The sequence below is a fragment of the Acrocarpospora phusangensis genome (assembly GCF_016862995.1).
In the GTDB taxonomy this organism is placed as follows: Bacteria; Actinomycetota; Actinomycetes; order Streptosporangiales; family Streptosporangiaceae; genus Acrocarpospora; species Acrocarpospora phusangensis.
Genome location: NZ_BOOA01000021.1, coordinates 1 through 16,524, shown reverse-complemented (window position 1 = coordinate 16,524; position 16,524 = coordinate 1). Strand labels below are relative to the sequence as shown.

General features: G+C 72.2%; 12 protein-coding genes and 1 pseudogene. 9 read left to right on the top strand and 4 right to left on the bottom strand.

Going from position 1 to position 16,524, the window contains the following annotated elements; translation table 11 throughout:
* Positions 1–28 precede the first annotated feature (28 nt).
* Positions 29–1,000, top strand: coding sequence for a COX15/CtaA family protein (locus tag Aph01nite_RS14750; RefSeq protein WP_204041431.1), 972 nt, complete (start codon positions 29–31; stop codon positions 998–1,000).
* A gap of 13 nt (positions 1,001–1,013) precedes the next feature.
* Here the strand turns inward: Aph01nite_RS14750 and Aph01nite_RS14745 are convergent, their stop codons facing one another.
* Positions 1,014–2,231: a PrsW family intramembrane metalloprotease gene (locus Aph01nite_RS14745; RefSeq protein ID WP_204041430.1), complete on the bottom strand. Its 1,218-nt coding sequence runs from the start codon at positions 2,229–2,231 to the stop codon at positions 1,014–1,016.
* A gap of 57 nt (positions 2,232–2,288) precedes the next feature.
* Positions 2,289–3,236 carry a heme o synthase gene (locus Aph01nite_RS14740; protein WP_239161696.1) on the bottom strand — a complete coding sequence of 316 codons (948 nt, stop codon included), beginning with the start codon at positions 3,234–3,236 and terminating at the stop codon, positions 2,289–2,291.
* Positions 3,237–3,573: 337 nt separating this feature from the next.
* Between Aph01nite_RS14740 and tkt the strand changes: the two genes are divergently transcribed.
* The 8 genes from tkt (at position 3,574) to Aph01nite_RS14700 (ending at position 13,367) form a co-directional block, all read left to right on the top strand.
* Entirely contained in the window at positions 3,574–5,607 is a 2,034-nt protein-coding gene (tkt, locus tag Aph01nite_RS14735) for a transketolase (RefSeq protein ID WP_373872299.1), read from the top strand.
* 2 nt (positions 5,608–5,609) lie between these two features.
* Positions 5,610–6,713, top strand: a complete 1,104-nt coding sequence (tal, locus tag Aph01nite_RS14730; RefSeq protein ID WP_204041429.1) for a transaldolase — start codon at positions 5,610–5,612, stop codon at positions 6,711–6,713.
* A 1-nt stretch (position 6,714) separates the two neighbouring features.
* A complete protein-coding gene (locus tag Aph01nite_RS14725) occupies positions 6,715–8,328 on the top strand; it encodes a phosphoglucose isomerase-related protein (protein ID WP_204041428.1) in 1,614 nt (537 codons plus the stop codon).
* A 3-nt stretch (positions 8,329–8,331) separates the two neighbouring features.
* Entirely contained in the window at positions 8,332–9,948 is a 1,617-nt protein-coding gene (zwf, locus tag Aph01nite_RS14720; protein ID WP_204041427.1) for a glucose-6-phosphate dehydrogenase, read from the top strand.
* The gene (locus Aph01nite_RS14715; RefSeq protein WP_373872297.1) at positions 9,945–10,856 is read left to right on the top strand and encodes a glucose-6-phosphate dehydrogenase assembly protein OpcA; all 912 of its coding nucleotides are present in this window, start codon (positions 9,945–9,947) and stop codon (positions 10,854–10,856) included. Before zwf ends, Aph01nite_RS14715 begins: the two co-directional genes overlap by 4 nt.
* A 64-nt stretch (positions 10,857–10,920) precedes the next feature.
* Positions 10,921–11,694 (top strand): 6-phosphogluconolactonase, encoded by a 774-nt coding sequence (pgl, locus tag Aph01nite_RS14710; RefSeq protein ID WP_204041426.1) that lies wholly within the window; start codon positions 10,921–10,923, stop codon positions 11,692–11,694.
* Positions 11,695–11,853: 159 nt separating this feature from the next.
* Positions 11,854–12,612 carry a VOC family protein gene (locus tag Aph01nite_RS14705; RefSeq protein WP_204041425.1) on the top strand — a complete coding sequence of 253 codons (759 nt, stop codon included), beginning with the start codon at positions 11,854–11,856 and terminating at the stop codon, positions 12,610–12,612.
* Between the two features lie 11 nt (positions 12,613–12,623).
* Positions 12,624–13,367, top strand: a complete 744-nt coding sequence (locus Aph01nite_RS14700) for a DUF72 domain-containing protein (RefSeq protein WP_239161695.1) — start codon at positions 12,624–12,626, stop codon at positions 13,365–13,367.
* Between the two features lie 86 nt (positions 13,368–13,453).
* Here the strand turns inward: Aph01nite_RS14700 and Aph01nite_RS14695 are convergent, their stop codons facing one another.
* Positions 13,454–15,703 carry a molybdopterin-dependent oxidoreductase gene (locus tag Aph01nite_RS14695; RefSeq protein ID WP_204041424.1) on the bottom strand — a complete coding sequence of 750 codons (2,250 nt, stop codon included), beginning with the start codon at positions 15,701–15,703 and terminating at the stop codon, positions 13,454–13,456.
* Positions 15,704–15,771: 68 nt separating this feature from the next.
* Positions 15,772–16,524: pseudogene (locus Aph01nite_RS14690) on the bottom strand (hypothetical protein); the annotation flags it as partial.

Sequence of the window (16,524 nt, the reverse complement as noted above, 5' to 3'; positions counted from 1 at the left end):
ACCGGGACCGCCGCCCACGGCACCTACGATGTCAGGCGTGAACCTGCGCTCTCTCCATCAGTCGTTCTGGACCCCCACCCGGCGCAGCATGCGCGGATGGGCACTGGCGGCGGTCGTGGTCAACGCGGGCATCACGGTCACCGGCGCCGCCGTCCGCCTGACCGGCTCCGGCCTCGGCTGCCCGACCTGGCCGAGATGCACCCCGGACAGCTTCATCCCGGTCGCGCACCCCGAGATCTCCCCGATCAACACCGCGATCGAGTTCGGCAACCGCATGCTGACCTTCCTCGTCCTCGCGGTCGCGGTGGCCTGCTTCCTGGCGGCGCTGCGCCTGACCCCCCGCCGCTCGTCGCTGCTGCGCCTGGCGGCGCTCCAGCCGGTGGGCGTGCTCACCCAGGGCCTCTGGGGCGGCCTGGTGGTGCGCTCCGCGCTCAACCCGGTCACCGTGAGCGTGCACTTCCTGGTCTCCATCGGCATGATCGCCGCCGCGTACGCCCTCTACGCCCGCTCCGGCGAGGGCGACGAGCCCCCGCGCCGCCTGGTCCACCGCGACATCCGCACGCTCGGCTTCGCGCTGGTCGGCTCGGTCCTCGTGCTCCTGGTCGCGGGCGTGGTCGTCACCGGCACCGGACCGCACTCCGGCGACGAGGCCGCCTCCCGCTTCTCCTTCGACATCGAGACCGTCGCCCGCATCCACGCCGACCTGGTCTGGATCGCGGTCGGCCTCACCATCGCGCTCGCCTTCGCCCTGCACGTCACCAACGCCCCCGGCCTGGCCCGCCGCGCCGCCCTCGTCCTGTTCGCCGTGGAACTGGCCCAGGGCGTCATCGGCTACGTCCAGTACTTCCTGGCCGTCCCCGCCTTCCTCGTCGGCCTGCACGTGCTGGGCTCCACCCTGGTCTGGATCGCCACTCTCCGCGTGGTCTTCCTCATGCGCAGCCGAGGCTCCCTCCCCGACGCCACCGCCCCCCAAGCCAAGGCCGCCCAGGTCGGCATCTGACCTGGGTGGTTCATCAGATCGGCGGCGGGTACCGCGTGCCCGGCGGCACGTTCGGCGGCGCGCCGGGCGCGTAGCCGGGCGGCGGGACGCCGCGGGCGGCGGAGGCCTGGTGGCGCTCGGGGACGGGGAAGTTGGAGCGGGCGTAGGCCATCAGGTCGGCGAAGGACCGCTGCCTGATCCGGAAGTCCGCCTCGCCGACGCCGCCGCGGACCGCGCGCTCGTGCAGCAGGCCGAGCTCGGTCGCGGCCAGCTGGTAGTCGCTCATCGCCAGCAGCCCCGCCCTGCCGCCGTTGGCCCTGGCCCACTGCCGGGCCTGGCGGCGCTTCTCCAGCGACGAGAGCATGAAGATGTCGGAGGCGTTGATCAGCCCGTTCGCCTCGTACGGCGGCAGGTAGTGCTGGATCAGCCCGACGATGCGCTTCCGGTCCCTGACGATCACCCACAGCTCCACGAACAGCAGCGCCATCAGCAGCAGGTACGCCACCGCCAGCCCCTGGAACCCGCCGAAGGAGGCGAGCCCGTTCCAGAGCCCGTGCAGCGCCATGGCCCCCAGCCACCCGAGCAGGACCACCCACCCCGCGCCCTTGCGCAGCGCCGCGTACGCCACCGCGATGCCGATCAACGACGTGAACAGCGGATGCGCGAACGGCGACAGGATCCCGCGCAGCACCACGGTGGCGGCCAGGCCCTCCGGGCCGTTGTCGGCCAGCGCCGCCAGGTAGTAGCTGACGTTCTCCGACATGGCGAAGCCCAGGCCGACCATGCTGGCGTAGATGATGCCGTCGGTGGGGCCGTCCAGCTCGTACCGCCGGAACCGGAGCAGGCCGAGCAGCACCAGGCCCTTCATCGTCTCCTCGACCAGCGGCGCGCCGAAGGTGGCCACGTAGTTGCGGGCGGTCGCCGCGTCGCCGAGCCGGTTCTCCACGTAGATCAGGTTGAGCGAGTTGAGGATGCCCGCGATCAGCACGGCCACCCCCGCGCCCCAGGCGAAGGCGAAGATCAGGTTGCTGCGCGGCTCCGGCTCCATGCGGTCCAGCGCCAGCACGCCCGCCAGCAGCAGCGGCACGGGCGCGATGGCCAGCGCCAGCGCGATGAAGAAGTGCACGGGCTCGCCGTTGAGGATGTCGAAGGAGAACGACACCAGGGCGCAGATGCCCGCCACCACGAGGCCGATGATCAGGCCGAGCGACGGGCGTTCTCTCAGCACCGCGCGCGGATCAAGGCTCGCCATCCCGCGAGCGTAACCGACCCGCAACGTCCTGTCCGCTCCCGTTCCCGAAGATTCTCGTCACACCAGCAGGGAGTCCACCGCGACGGCCAGGAACAGCAGCGCCAGGTAGATGTTGGACCAGTGGAAGAACCGCATCGGCCGCAGGTCCACCCCGGTCTTGCCGGCGTTGAGGCGGCGGCGCAGCGCGTACACCTCGAACAGGCAGGCGGCGCCGAGGGCGGCGGCGACGGCCGGGTAGAGCGGGGTGGTGGCGGCGACCGGCCAGAGCAGCAGCGAGCAGAGCACGGTCGCCCAGGTGTAGGCGATGACCTGCCGGACGACCACCCGGTCGGAGGCCACCACCGGCAGCATCGGCACCGCGGCGGCGGCGTAGTCCTCGCGGTAGCGCATGGCCAGCGTCCAGGTGTGCGGCGGCGTCCAGAAGAACACCACGCCGAACAGCACCAGCGGGGCCCAGGCCAGCTCGCCGGTGATCCCGGCCCAGCCGATCAGCACCGGCATGCAGCCGGCGATGCCGCCCCACACGATGTTCTGCGACGTGCGCCGCTTCAGGATCATCGAGTAGACGAGCACGTAGAACAGGATGGCGGCGAGGGACAACCACGCCGCGATCCAGTTCACCGTCAAAGCAAGGCCAAAAGTGGACAAGGCACCCAAAATCACGCCAAAGACCAGCGCGCCGCGCGGGGAGACCTGGTGGCGGGCGAGCGGGCGGCGGCGGGTGCGCCGCATCACCTCGTCGATGTCCCTGTCGATGTAGCAGTTCAGCGCGTTCGCGCTGCCCGCCGACAGGGTGCCGAACACCATCGTCCAGGTCGCCGGCCACAGATCGGGCAGGCCACGGGCGGCCAGGAACATGACGGGCAGCGTGGTGATCAGCAGCAGCTCGATGATCCGCGGCTTCGTCAGCGCCACATAGGCCCGCACGACCTCGCCGGCGGTGCGGCGGGCCGTGGTCGCGGCCCCGGCCGGGACCGTCGTCGGGTTGTTCGTCAGCACCGTCAAGGCGCTTCCAGCACGTGCGGGGTCAACGCGTAACCTCTGATTAGAGCGGATCTCCGGACAGCCGCCGGCAACTTGAGGACTCACTGTAGTCCCGGGAACCGGCGGTCCCTGAATCGGGGCTGCTCAGGTCGGATCGAGCGCGGACACCGGAGGGATACGGGGCGGTTACCAGGTGGTCTACCGAACGGTACGCCAGCCGACCCGTTAAGGTCCCGTGTGGGCGGGAAATGCCAAAACCGGCGCGAAAAAATCAGAGGGGATCGAGCAGTTGAGCAGCGCAAGCCTTGAGTGGGGCGACCTCGATCGGCAGGCCGTCGACGTGGTGCGTGCCCTGGCGATGGACGCGGTCGAGAAGGCGGGCTCGGGCCACCCCGGCACCGCGATGAGCCTCGCCCCCGCCGCCTACCTTCTGTTCCAGAAGACCATGCGGCACGACCCCTCCGACCCGACCTGGGTGGGCAGGGATAGATTCGTCCTTTCGTGCGGGCATTCCAGCCTGACGCTATATATCCAGCTCTTTCTGTCCGGGTACGGCCTGACCATCGAGGACCTCAAGGGCCTGCGCCAGTGGGACAGCCTCACCCCCGGCCACCCCGAGCACGGCCACACGGTCGGCGTGGAGACCACCACGGGACCGCTCGGCCAGGGCATCGGCAACGCGGTCGGCATGGCCATGGCGGCCCGCCGCGAGCGCGGCCTGTTCGACCCCGAGGCCGAGGCCGGCGCCTCCCCCTTCGACCACCACATCTGGTGCATCGCCTCCGAGGGCGACATCGAGGAGGGCATCAGCCACGAGGTCAGCGCCCTGGCCGGCCACCAGCAGCTGGGCAACCTGACCGTCATCTTCGACTCCAACCACATCTCCATCGAGGACGACACCCAGATCGCCCTCTCCGAGGACGTGGTCAAGCGCTACGAGGCGTACGGCTGGCACACCCAGACCGTGGACTGGACCGAGACCGGCGAGTATGTCGAGGACGTCCGGGCCCTCAACGAGGCCCTGGAGGCCGCTCGCGCCGAGACCGACCGGCCCTCGTTCATCCGGCTGCGCACGATCATCGGCTGGCCGGCGCCGCACAAGCAGAACACCGGCAAGATCCACGGCTCGGCGCTGGGCGCGGACGAGGTGGCCGCCACCAAGCGGGTGCTCGGCATGGACCCGGAGCAGTCCTTCGCGGTCCCCGCCGACGTGCTGGCCCACGCGCGCGCGGTGGTCGAGCGCGGCCGCTCCGCGCACGCCGCCTGGGAGAAGGGCTACCTGGAGTGGCGCGACGCCCACCCCGAGCGGGCCGCCCTCTTCGACCGCCTGGCCACCCGCACCCTGCCCGACGGCTGGACGGCCGCGCTGCCCAGCTTCGAGATCGGCTCCTCCGTCTCCACCCGCAAGGCCTCCGGCGAGGTGCTGTCCGCGCTCGGCCCGGTCCTGCCCGAGCTGTGGGGCGGCTCCGCCGACCTGGCCGAGTCCAACAACACGACCATGAAGGGCCAGCCGTCCTTCATCCCCGAGGAGTTCCAGACCAAGGAGTTCCCCGGCAACCCGTACGGGCGGACGCTGCACTTCGGCATCCGTGAGCACGGCATGGGCGCCATCCTCAACGGCATCGCCCTGCACGGCGGCACCCGGCCGTACGGTGGCACGTTCCTGGTGTTCAGCGACTACATGCGCCCGGCCGTCCGGCTGGCCGCGCTGATGAAGCTGCCGGTCACCTACGTGTGGACGCACGACTCCATCGGCCTGGGCGAGGACGGCCCGACCCACCAGCCGGTCGAGCACCTGTGGGCGCTGCGCGCCATCCCCGGCCTGGACGTGGTCCGCCCGGCCGACGCCAACGAGACCGCCGCCGCCTGGCACGTCGTGCTGGAGCACACCGACCGCCCGGCCGCGCTGGCGCTCACCCGGCAGAACCTGCCCGTGTTCGCGGGCACCGGCGACGCCGCCAAGGTGGCCAAGGGCGGCTACATCCTCGAAGAGGCCTCCAACGGCCAGCCCGAGGTGCTCCTGATCGCCACCGGCAGCGAGGTCGAGATCGCCGTCGAGGCCCGCGGGCTGCTGGAGGCGGAGGGCGTCCCCACCCGGGTGGTGTCGATGCCGTGCGTGGAGTGGTTCCACGCCCAGGACGCCGCCTACCGGATGACCGTGCTGCCCCCCTCGGTGCCGGCCCGCGTGGCCGTGGAGGCGGGCATCGCCCTGGGCTGGCGGGAGTTCGTGGGAGACCATGGGAACGTGGTCAGCCTTGAGCACTTCGGCGCGTCCGCGCCGTACCGGACTCTGTACGAGCAGTTCGGCCTCACCGCCGAGCGAGTGGTGGCCGCGGCCAAGGGCAGCATCGCGAAGCTGGGCGGCGACCCCGGCGAGACGACGGGAAACTAGACATGACTGAGATTCTGAACAAGCTCACCGGCTTCGGGGTGTCGATCTGGCTCGACGACATCAGCCGGGACCGGCTCAAGAGCGGCAACCTGGCCGCCCTGATCCGCGACAAGCGGGTCACCGGCGTCACCTCCAACCCGACCATCTTCGCGGCCGCCCTCAGCAAGGGCGAGGCGTACCAGACGCAGCTGCACGACCTGGCCGTGCGCGAGACCTCGGTGGACGAGGCCGTGCGGGCGCTCACCACGTTCGACATCCGGTGGGCGGCCGACGTGCTGCGGCCGGTGTACGACGCGACCGGCGGCGTGGACGGACGGGTCTCCATCGAGGTGGACCCCCGGCTGGCCAGGAACACCGAGGCGACCATCGCCGAAGCGCGGGCGCTGTGGTGGCTGGTGGACCGGCCCAACCTGTTCATCAAGATCCCGGCGACCGTGGAGGGCCTGCCCGCGATCACCGCGGCCATCGCCGAGGGCATCAGCGTCAACGTGACGCTGATCTTCTCGCTGGAGCGCTACCGCGCGGTCATGGACGCCTGGCTGACCGGCCTGGAGCAGGCGCAGGCCAAGGGCATCCCGCTGGCCGGCATCGAGTCGGTGGCCTCGTTCTTCGTGAGCCGGGTGGACACCGAGGCGGACGCCCGGCTGGACAAGATCGGCACGCCGGAGGCGCTGGAGCTGAAGGGCAAGGCCGCGGTGGCCAACGCCCGCCTGGCGTACGCGGCGTTCGAAGAGGTCGTGAACACGCCGCGGTGGCAGGCCCTGCGCGCCGCCGGGGCGCGCCCGCAGCGTCCGCTGTGGGCCTCCACCGGCACCAAGAACCCGGACTACCCGGACACGCTGTACGTGGACGAGCTGGTCACCGCCGGGACCGTGAACACCATGCCGGAGAAGACGATGAACGCCGTCGCCGACCACGGCAAGATCTCCGGCGACACCATCCGCCCCTTCTACGAGCAGGCCTGGAACACCATGGCCGCGCTCAAGGAGGCCGGCATCGACTACGACGACGTCGTACGGGTGCTGGAGGAGGAGGGTGTCGACAAGTTCGCCGCGTCCTGGCAGGAGCTCATCGACACCGTCCAGGCGGAACTGGGGAAGGCCTGACATGGGCGTCGAGGTGTACCTGGGCGACGCGGCCGGGGCCGCGGACGCCGTACGCGGGGAGCTGGCCGGGGCGGGGGTGCCGCGGGCGCTCGCCGAAGGGGACCCCACGCTGTGGGGGCCGGAGGCGCAGCCCGAGGCCGAGATCCGGCTCGGCTGGCTGAACCTGGCGCGGACCAGCAGGGAGCTGCTGCCGGAGATCGCCAAGCTGGTGGAGCGGGTCCGGGCCGAAGGGCTCGACCACGTGGTGCTGGCCGGCATGGGCGGCTCCTCGCTCGCGCCCGAGGTGATCTGCGCCACCGAGGACGTGCCGCTGACCGTGCTGGACACCACCGACCCCGGGCAGGTGCGGCGGGCGCTCGGCGACCGGCTGGACCGCACGATCGTGGTCGTCTCCAGCAAGAGCGGCGGCACGGTGGAGACCGACAGCCACCGGCGCATCTACGAGCAGGCGTTCCGGGACGCCGGGATCGACCCGGCCGACCGGATCGTGGTCGTCACCGACCCGGGCTCGCCGCTGGAGAAGTCGGCCGGCGAGGCCGGCTACCAGGTGTTCCTGGCCGACCCGAACGTCGGCGGGCGCTACAGCGCGCTGAGCGCGTTCGGCCTGGTGCCGAGCGCGGTGGCGGGCGCGGACGTGGCCCGGCTGCTCGACGACGCGGCGGCCGTGCAGCCGCTGCTGGCGCGGGACGAGGGCAACCCCGGCCTGGACCTGGGCGCCCTGCTCGGCGCGATGGCGCTGGCCGGGAAGGACAAGCTGATCCTGCGCGACAGCCTGTCCGACATCAACGGCCTGCCCGACTGGATCGAGCAGCTGATCGCCGAGTCCACCGGCAAGTCCGGCAAGGGCATCCTGCCGGTGGTCGGCGCCGAGTCGGCCGAGGGGCCCGACCAGTACACGGTCAACATCGGCGCCGAGGGCGACGTCCGGGTCGAGGGCCCGCTCGGCGCCCAGTTCCTGGTCTGGGAGTACGCGACGGCCATCGCCGGCCGGGTGCTCGGCATCGACCCGTTCAACCAGCCGAACGTGGCCGAGTCCAAGGAGAACACCGGCAAGATCCTGGAATCCGCTCCGGAGATCGGCGCGCCGCTGCTGGTGGACGGCCCGGTCGAGGTGTACGGCGAGCTGCCCGGCCACCCCAAGAACCTGGCCGACGTGCTCACCGCCCTGCTCCACGCGATCCCGGAGCGGGGGTACCTGGCGATCATGGCGTACCTGGACCGGGAGGCGGCCTACGACGCAGCGCCGCTCGGCACCGCCGACTTCGAGCAGACCGCCGAGGCCTGGGCCGCCGCCGACGTGGCCACCCTGCGGGCGCTGCTGGACTACCGGACCGGGCACGCGGTGACCTTCGGCTGGGGCCCCCGGTTCCTGCACTCGACCGGGCAGTTCCACAAGGGCGGCCCGCAGTCCGGGGTGTTCCTGCAGATCACCGGCGCGGTCTCGGACGACGTGCCGGTGCCGGGCCGGCCGTACACGCTGGGGCGATTGCAGCTGGCGCAGGCCCTGGGGGACATCGGAGCGCTACGGTCCCGTAACCGGCCCACCGTACGGTTGCATCTGACCGATCGGGTGGCCGGGGTCGCCCATCTGCTCGCCGTAGCGGAGGAGCTCTGAGCAATGGCACGGAACAACGCGGGCAAGCAGCCCGCGATCTCGGAAGAGGCGCACGTGGCCGCCGCGGCGGTGGCGGCCACGGCCACCACCGCTGAGGCGTACGACCAGAACCCGCTGCGCGATCCCCGGGACAAGCGGCTGCCGCGGGTGGCCGGGCCGTGCGTGCTGGTGCTGTTCGGCGTCACCGGCGACCTGGCCAAGCGCAAACTGCTCCCGGCGATCTACGACCTGGGCAACCGGGGGCTGCTGCCGCCCGGCTTCTCCCTGGTCGGGTTCGCCCGCCGGGACTGGGCGCACGAGGACTTCGCGCAGGTCACGTACGAGGCGGTGAAGGAGCACGCGCGCACGCCGTTCCGGGAGGAGGTCTGGAAGCAGATCTGCGAGGGCATCCACTTCTGCCCGGGCGAGTTCCACGACGACGGCGCGTTCGACGTGCTCGCGATGATGCTGAAGGAGATCGACGAGACCCGGGGCACGGGCGGCAACTACGCCTTCTACCTGTCGGTCCCGCCGAAGTTCTTCCCGACGGTGATCGAGCAGCTCAAGCGCACCAACCTGGCGAAGGCCCCGGAGGGGGCCTGGCGCCGGGTGGTGATCGAGAAGCCGTTCGGGCACGACCTGAAGAGCGCCCAGGAGCTCAACGCCATCACCAGCGCGGTCTTCCCGGAGAGCTCGGTCTTCCGGATCGACCACTACCTGGGCAAGGAGACCGTCCAGAACATCCTGGCGCTCCGCTTCGCCAACACCCTGTACGAGCCGATCTGGAACCGCGGCTACGTCGACCACGTGCAGATCACGATGGCCGAGGACATCGGGATCGGCAGCCGGGCCGGCTACTACGACGGCATCGGCGCGGCCAGGGACGTCATCCAGAACCACCTGCTGCAGCTGCTGGCGCTGGTCGCGATGGAGGACCCGACCTCCTTCGACGCCGACTCGCTGCGCCGGGAGAAGGAGAAGGTGCTCAAGGCGGTGCGGCTCCCCGAGGACCTCGGGACGGGCACCGCCCGGGGCCAGTACACGGGCGGCTGGCAGGGCGGCGAACGGGTGATCGGATACCTGGAGGAGGACGGCATCCCGCCCGAGTCCAAGACCGACACCTACGCGGCGATCAAGCTGGAGGTGGCCAACCGGCGCTGGGCGGGCGTGCCGTTCTACCTGCGCGCGGGCAAACGGCTGAGCCGCCGGGTGACCGAGGTGGCCGTGGTGTTCGAGCGGGCCCCGCACCTGCCGTTCAGCAAGGACGACACCGAGATCCTGGGGCAGAACGCGCTGGTCATCCGGGTGCAGCCGGACGAGGGCATCACCGTCAGGTTCGGCTCCAAGGTGCCGGGCACGGCGATGGAGGTCCGGGACGTCTCGATGGACTTCGCGTACGGCGAGTCGTTCATGGAGAGCTCGCCGGAGGCGTACGAGCGGCTGCTGCTGGACGTGTTGATAGGAGATCCGCCGCTGTTCCCGCACCAGCGGGAGGTGGAGCTGTCCTGGCAGATCCTCGACCCGATCGAGGAGTACTGGGCCAAGCACGGGCGTCCGGACGGGTACCCGGCCGGCAGCTGGGGGCCGTCCTCGGCCGACGCCATGCTGGCCCGCGACGGACGCGTCTGGAGGCGGCTGTGACCAGCTTCAACCTGACCGGAACGAAGGCGTCGGACATCTCGGCGACGCTGACCAAGCTGCGCCACCAGATGGGCGCGCCGGCCGTGGGCATGGTGCTCACGCTGGTCGTGGTCTGCGACGAGGCCGGGCAGTACGACTCGGTCCGCGCCGCCACCGAGGCCGCCCGCGAGCACCCGTCCAGGATCCTGGTGGTGATCGCGCGCGACCCGGCCGAGCCCAACCGGCTCGACGCGGAACTGCGGGTCGGCGAGTCCTCCCCCGGCGAGGTGGTGCTGCTCCGCCTCTACGGCGAGCTGACCCAGCACGCCGAGTCGGTGATCAGCCCGCTGCTGCTGACCGACACGCCGGTGGTGGTCTGGTGGCCGGGCGCGAGCCCGCGCGTGCCGGCCGACGACAAGGTCGGCAAGCTGGCCAGCCGCCGGATCACCGACGCGCTCGCCTCGCGGGACTCGGTGAAGTCGATCGCCGGCCGCTGCGACGGGTACGTGCCGGGCGACACCGACCTGTCCTGGACCAGGCTGACGACCTGGCGTTCGCTGCTGGCCGCGGCGTTCGACCAGCGGATCGGCAAGGTCAGGCGGGGCATCGTGGAGGCGATCCCCGGGCACGCCAGCGCGGTCCTGCTGGCGGCGTGGCTGTCGGACCGGCTCGGCGCGCCCATCGAGGTGGGCGAATCGGCGGGTCCGGGGCTGACGACGGTGCGGCTGAACCTGGCGGACGGCGGCGACCTGACCATCACCCGGTCGGACGCCCGCCTGGCCACGCTGTCGCGGCCCGGTCAGCCGGACCGGCGGGTGGCGCTGGCCCGGCGGCCGACCTCGGAGCTGATCGCCGAGGAGCTGCGCCGGCTGGACCCGGACGAGATCTACGCGTCGGCGCTGAAGCACCTGGCCACCAGCGCGAAGTGACTCCATGGGGGCCGGATCCGCGATGGGTCCGGCCCCTTTTCCTGTACCACCGGAGGAAGTTCCCTTGAGTGTTCCCAGCGTCCTCGTGCACAACAACGCGGCCGTGCTGGCCGAGGCGGTCGCGGCGCGGCTGATCACGCGGCTGGTGGACGTGCAGGCCGCGCGGGGGTCGGCGCACGTCGTCCTGACGGGCGGCACGGTCGGCATCGCCACGCTGGCCGCCGTGGCGGCGACCCCGGCCAGGGACGCGATCGACTGGCGCGCGCTGGACCTGTGGTGGGGGGACGAGCGGTTCCTGCCCGCCGGGGATCCGGAGCGGAACGAGACGCAGGCCAGGGAGGCGCTGCTGGACCGGGTCGAGCTGACGCCGTCCCGGGTGCACGCGATGGCGCCCGCCGGCGCGGGGCTGACCGCCGAGGAGGCGGCCGAGGCATACGCGGCGGAGCTGGCCAAGGCGGCCAATCCGGAGGATCACGGGCCGGTGCCCTCCTTCGACGTGCTCATGCTCGGCATGGGCCCGGACTCGCACGTCGCGTCCCTGTTCCCCGGGCATCCGGCGCTGTACGAGGAGGAGCGGTCGGTGGTGGCGGTGCACAACTCCCCCAAGCCGCCGCCCACCCGGGTGTCGCTCACCTTTCCGGCGATCCAGGCCGCGCGTGAGGTGTGGGTCGTGGCGGCTGGGGCGGAGAAGGCGCAGGCGGTGCATCTGGCGCTGACGGCGGGGCGGCTGCAGGCGCCGGCCGCGGGGGCGCGCGGGCGGCAGCGCACGCTGTTCCTGCTCGACCGCGCGGCGGCGGCGCAGATCCCGCCCGGTCTGGGACGCATCGCGTCCCCTTGACGAGCGCCGTGCACAACACTCCCTGGCTTGACGGCCGCCAACCCTGGCATAGGTGTTGAGGTCCCTGGGTAAACCCTTCGAACTCATCCCGCAAAAGCCGGATTTTCCGTGACTTCTGGTGCGTCAGACGTATAAGGCGTGCGATAAGGAGGGGCGGGCATGGCGGTAATCACGAAATATCGGGCGGGCATGCCGTGCTGGGTTGACCTGTCGACCGCGAACGTGGACGAGTCCGTCGGTTTCTATGGGCAGATCTTCGGCTGGACGATCGAGTTCGACGAGGTCGGCGGGTACGGGCAGTTCTACCGCAGGGACAAGTCCGTGGCCGGGCTCGGCTCGACCATGGGCGACGGCACGCCCACCGTGTGGAACATCTACATCGCCACCGACGACGCCGCCAAGAGCGTCGAGCTGGCCAGGGAGGCGGGGGCCGAGGTCATCGCCGAACCCATGGAGATCACGGGCGAGGGCACGGTGGCGGTGTTCCGGGACCCCACCGGCGCGTACGCGGGAGTCTGGCAGGCTGATCTGCACGCCGGTGCCGAACTGATCAACGAGCCGGGCGCGGTGAGCCTGCTCGAACTCGTGACCGACGACGTGGAGACCGCGAAGGACTTCTACGAGCAGGTCTTCGGCTGGATGGCGGCGGCCCCGGCGGACCGCTACACGCCCATGCTCTGCGACGGCAGCCCCGTCGCCGGCATCCTCCGGCCCGACGACCAGTTCCCGGCCGAGATCCCGCCCCGCTGGCTGGTCTACTTCGGCACCGCCAGCCTCGACGCCACCATCGCCCAGGCGCGCGGCCTCGGCGGGCGGGTCCTGCTCGGCCCGATCGACATGCCCGGCAGCGGCCGTTTCGCCGTCCTCGGCGATCCGATGGGCGCCCCCTTCGCCGCCTGGCAGCCCGTTCACGGGTAGGGGTGATCCCTGTGCTGGTGGGAACGTCCGGCTGGCAGTACGCCGACTGGCGCGGCGTCCTCTATCCGCCCGGCCTCGCCCAGAAGCGCTGGCTGGAGCGGTACGGCGACTGCTTCCAGACCGTCGAGAACAACGGCACCTTCTACCGCCTGCCCGCCCGGGAGACCTTCGAGGACTGGCGCGCCCGCACCCCCGACGACTTCGTCATGACGATCAAGGCCAGCCGCTACCTCACCCACGTCAGACGCCTCGCCGACCCGAAGGATCCGGTCCACCGCCTCCTCGACGCGGCCTCCGGCCTGGGCGACAAGCTCGGCCCCGTCCTGCTCCAGCTCCCCCCGACCCTGGAGGCCCGGCCGGACGCCCTGGCGGCCTGCCTGAGCTGCTTCCCCTCCGGCGTACGGGTGGCCGTCGAGCCCCGCCACGCCTCGTGGTGGACCCCCGAGATCAAGGACATCCTCCGCTCCCACGCCGCCGCCCTCTGCTGGAGCGACCGCTTCGGCCGTCCCCAGACGCCCCTGTGGCGTACCACCGAGTGGGCCTACCTCCGCTTCCACCAGGGCGCCTCCGCCCGGCCCCCCTCGTACGGCGACGCCGCCTTCCGCTCCTGGCTCCGCCGCCTCGACCACCTCGACGACGCCTACGTCTACTTCAACAACGACGCCACCGGCGCCGCCGTCCGGGACGCCACCCGCTTCGCCCGCCTCGCCACCCGCGCCGGCCACACGGTGAGCCGCGCCACCGGAGGTTGCTGAGCGGCGGCTTGGGGCGCGCCGGCCGGGGGTGGTGAGCTGGGCGGCGCTGTCGGCCAGGCCGTGTGCTCCGGGCTCGCGCCGCGGATTCACGTGGCGAGGACCGCCTCCACCCTGGCGGGCACGTGTTTGTGCCACGGCGTCCCCGCGTACGGGTCGCGGTCGGAGGCGGTGGTGAGGTCGTTGGGCGACACACCGGTGGGGGTGAGGGCGCCGTCCGCGTCCGGGTAGGTGAGGCCCAGGCCGTTGGGAAGGGAGATGTGGCCGGGCAGGAGCGTGTCGGTGATCTCCACCGGGGCTTCCACCGTGCCCTGGCGGGTCGTGACACGGGCGGGGGAACCTTCGGCGAGGCCCAGGGCGGCCGCGTCGGCGGGACAGATGCGCAGGCTGCCCGCCGGGTCGCGCCGCCGCCAGGCCGGGTCGCGGAAAATCGTGTTGGCGGTGAAGGCGCGGCGTTCCCCGGCCGAGAGCACGAACGGGTAGTCGGGGTCGGCGGGCGGCCCGTCGCCGAGCGCGGCCACCTCCGCGAGCAGGTCGGGCAGCGCGAGGTGGATCCTGCCGTCGGGCGTGCCCACCCTGGTCAGGCCGTCCTCGGGCTCGTCCATGGTGAACACGAGCCCGGACGGGCTGGCGAGCACGGCGTCGAACAGGTTGTCCCCCAGCTCCAGCCCCTCCCCCTCGATCCCGGCCCGGCGTACGGCGGCGGGCTGTGCCAGCGCGACCTTGTGGGCCAGCGCCCAGAGCCCGGCCGCCGCGGCGGCCCCTCCCGGGAGCGTGGGCCCGAGCGTGCGGTACAGGGCGACCGGGGCGACCTTGGCCAGCGCGGGATCGGCCAGCGCGGCCAGGAAAGCCGACGCGAACGCGGGCCGCCCCTCCGCCAGAGCCTTCCGCAGCGGCGTCAGGTCGGGGACGGCGCCGACGGCCTCGCAGAGGCGCGCGTGGATCTCCGGTTCGGGCAGCAGGTCGCTGCCGGGCGGCGGATCGAGGACCGGGCGGCGCAGATGGAAGTAGTTGGCCGGCGTCTCCACGTTGAAGAACGTGGCCTCCCATTTCTCGAACTGGGAGGGCGCCGGGAGGATGTAGTCGGCCAGGCGGGCGGTCTCGGTCATGGCGACATCGACGACGACCAGCAGGTCCAGAGCCTCCAGAGCCTCCCGCATCCGCCCGGATCCGGCCAGCGAGTGCGCCGGGTTGGCGGTCTCGACCAGCATGGCCCGGTAACGCCGCGGATGATCGGTGAGGATCTCGTCCGCGATGACGTTGCACGGCACCAGGCCGGAGATGATCCGCGCCCCCGCCACCGGGCTGAACCGCTCGGCGCGCGGCCCCCAGTGCGAGAACGTGACCAGCGGCGCGAACAGGATCGGCGGGTTGTTGGTGCCCGGCCGCCCGAAGTTGCCGGTCAGCGCCCAGAGCAGCGTGTCCAGGTAGCTGTTGACCGTGGAGTGCAGCGTCATCTGCACGCCCAGGTCCTCGTGCACGGCCACCGAATCCGCGGCGGCGATGCGGCGGGCGGTCCGCCGGACGAGGTCCTCGTCCACACCGGCGATCTCCGCGTACCGGGCGACCGGGACGGCGGCCAGCACGTCGCGGACCTCGTCCAGACCGGTCGTGTGGGCGGCCAGCCACTCGTGCGGCAGCAGGTCCTCCTGGACCAGGGTCGCGGTGAGCGCGGCCAGCAGCCACGCGTCGGCGCCGGGCTTGGGACGCAGGTGGATGTCGGCGAGTTCGGCCGTCTCGGTGCGGCGGGGGTCGATCACGATCAGGCAGCGGCCGGGGTCGCGGGCGATCTCCCGCAGGGTCGGGCGGGCGCGCGGGATGCCGTGCGACTGCCAGGGGTTCTTGCCGACGAAGAGCGCGACCTCGCAGTGCTCGAAGTCGCCGGTGGCGACGTTGCCGAGCATGCGGTCGCCGACCCAGAACTGCCCGGTCTTCTCCTGGGCCAGCGCGTTGGAGCGGTAGCGGGCGCCCAGGGCGCGCATGAACGATCCGGCGTAGGAGCCGCCGAGATGGTTGCCCTGGCCTCCGCCGCCGTAGTAGAAGATCGTCTCGCCGCCGTGGGCGTCGCGGGTCCCGGCGAAGGCGGCGGCCACCTCACGGATGGCGGTGTCCCAGTCGACGCGCTCGAAGGTGCCGTCCGCGCGGCGGCGGAGCGGATGCGTCAGCCGGTCCGCGCCGTTCTGGTAGTGGTCCAGGCGGAGGGCCTTCTCGCAGGTGTAGCCCTGCGAGGAGGGATGCGCTTTGTCGCCGCGTACGCGCTCGAACCGGCGGCCGTCGAGTTTGACCTCGATGCCGCAGTTGCAGGCGCACAGCACACAGGCAGTCGGCTGCCACTCCATACCCGCCTCCTGAGTCCAGACAATGAACTCAGGCTACCGAACAAACCTCTGTCTGTCGCCGGGCGATTTCACCGATCGGCGAGCCGGTCCCTGGCGGCGTCCGCGCGGGCACGGGCGGACGCCGCGCCGCGGCGGGCGCGGGCCTCGTCGCGCTGGGCCGCGTCCGCGCGTTTGACGGCACGCGCGTGCTTCTCCCTGGCGGCGGCCAGCCTGCTCTCGATCTCGGCCAGCTTGGTCTCCAGCCCGGCCAGCTTCTCCGCCCGCCGATCCCTTTCCCGTACGGCTTCCGCCAGCTCGCGCGCCCACTCCGCGTGCGCCGCCTCCGACTCGGCGGCCTCCCGCTCGGCCGCCTCCGCCAGCTCCTGCGCCCTGCGTTTGGCCGCCGCCTCCCGCTCGGCGGCGGGCTGCCGCGGGGCTTTGGGGGCGGCGGTGCGCGTCGCGGTGCGGCTGACGGGGGCGGGCGCGAAGCCGCTGTAGGCGAGGGCGGCGGTGAGGCGCGCCTGCCGTACCCGGGTGGCGGCCTCGGCGTCGACGACGGCGGCGTCGAGGGTCTGCTCGACCTCGGTGAGCGCGGCGAGACGCTGGCCGGATTCGGCGGCCAGGTCGGCGACGAGGCGGGCGACGCGGGCGGTGAGGGCGGTCCTGCGGGCGGACAGCGCGGCCAGGGCGGCCGCGTCCTGCTCCTGCCAGGCCCGCCGGAGGTCCTCGCCGAGGGTGAGCAGTTCGGCGAGCTCGGGCGGATTCCGGCGGGCGAGCTGGTTCACCGCCCACGCGACGACGGTGGGACGGCGGAGTTTCGCCACCTCGCGGGCGAGGGCGGC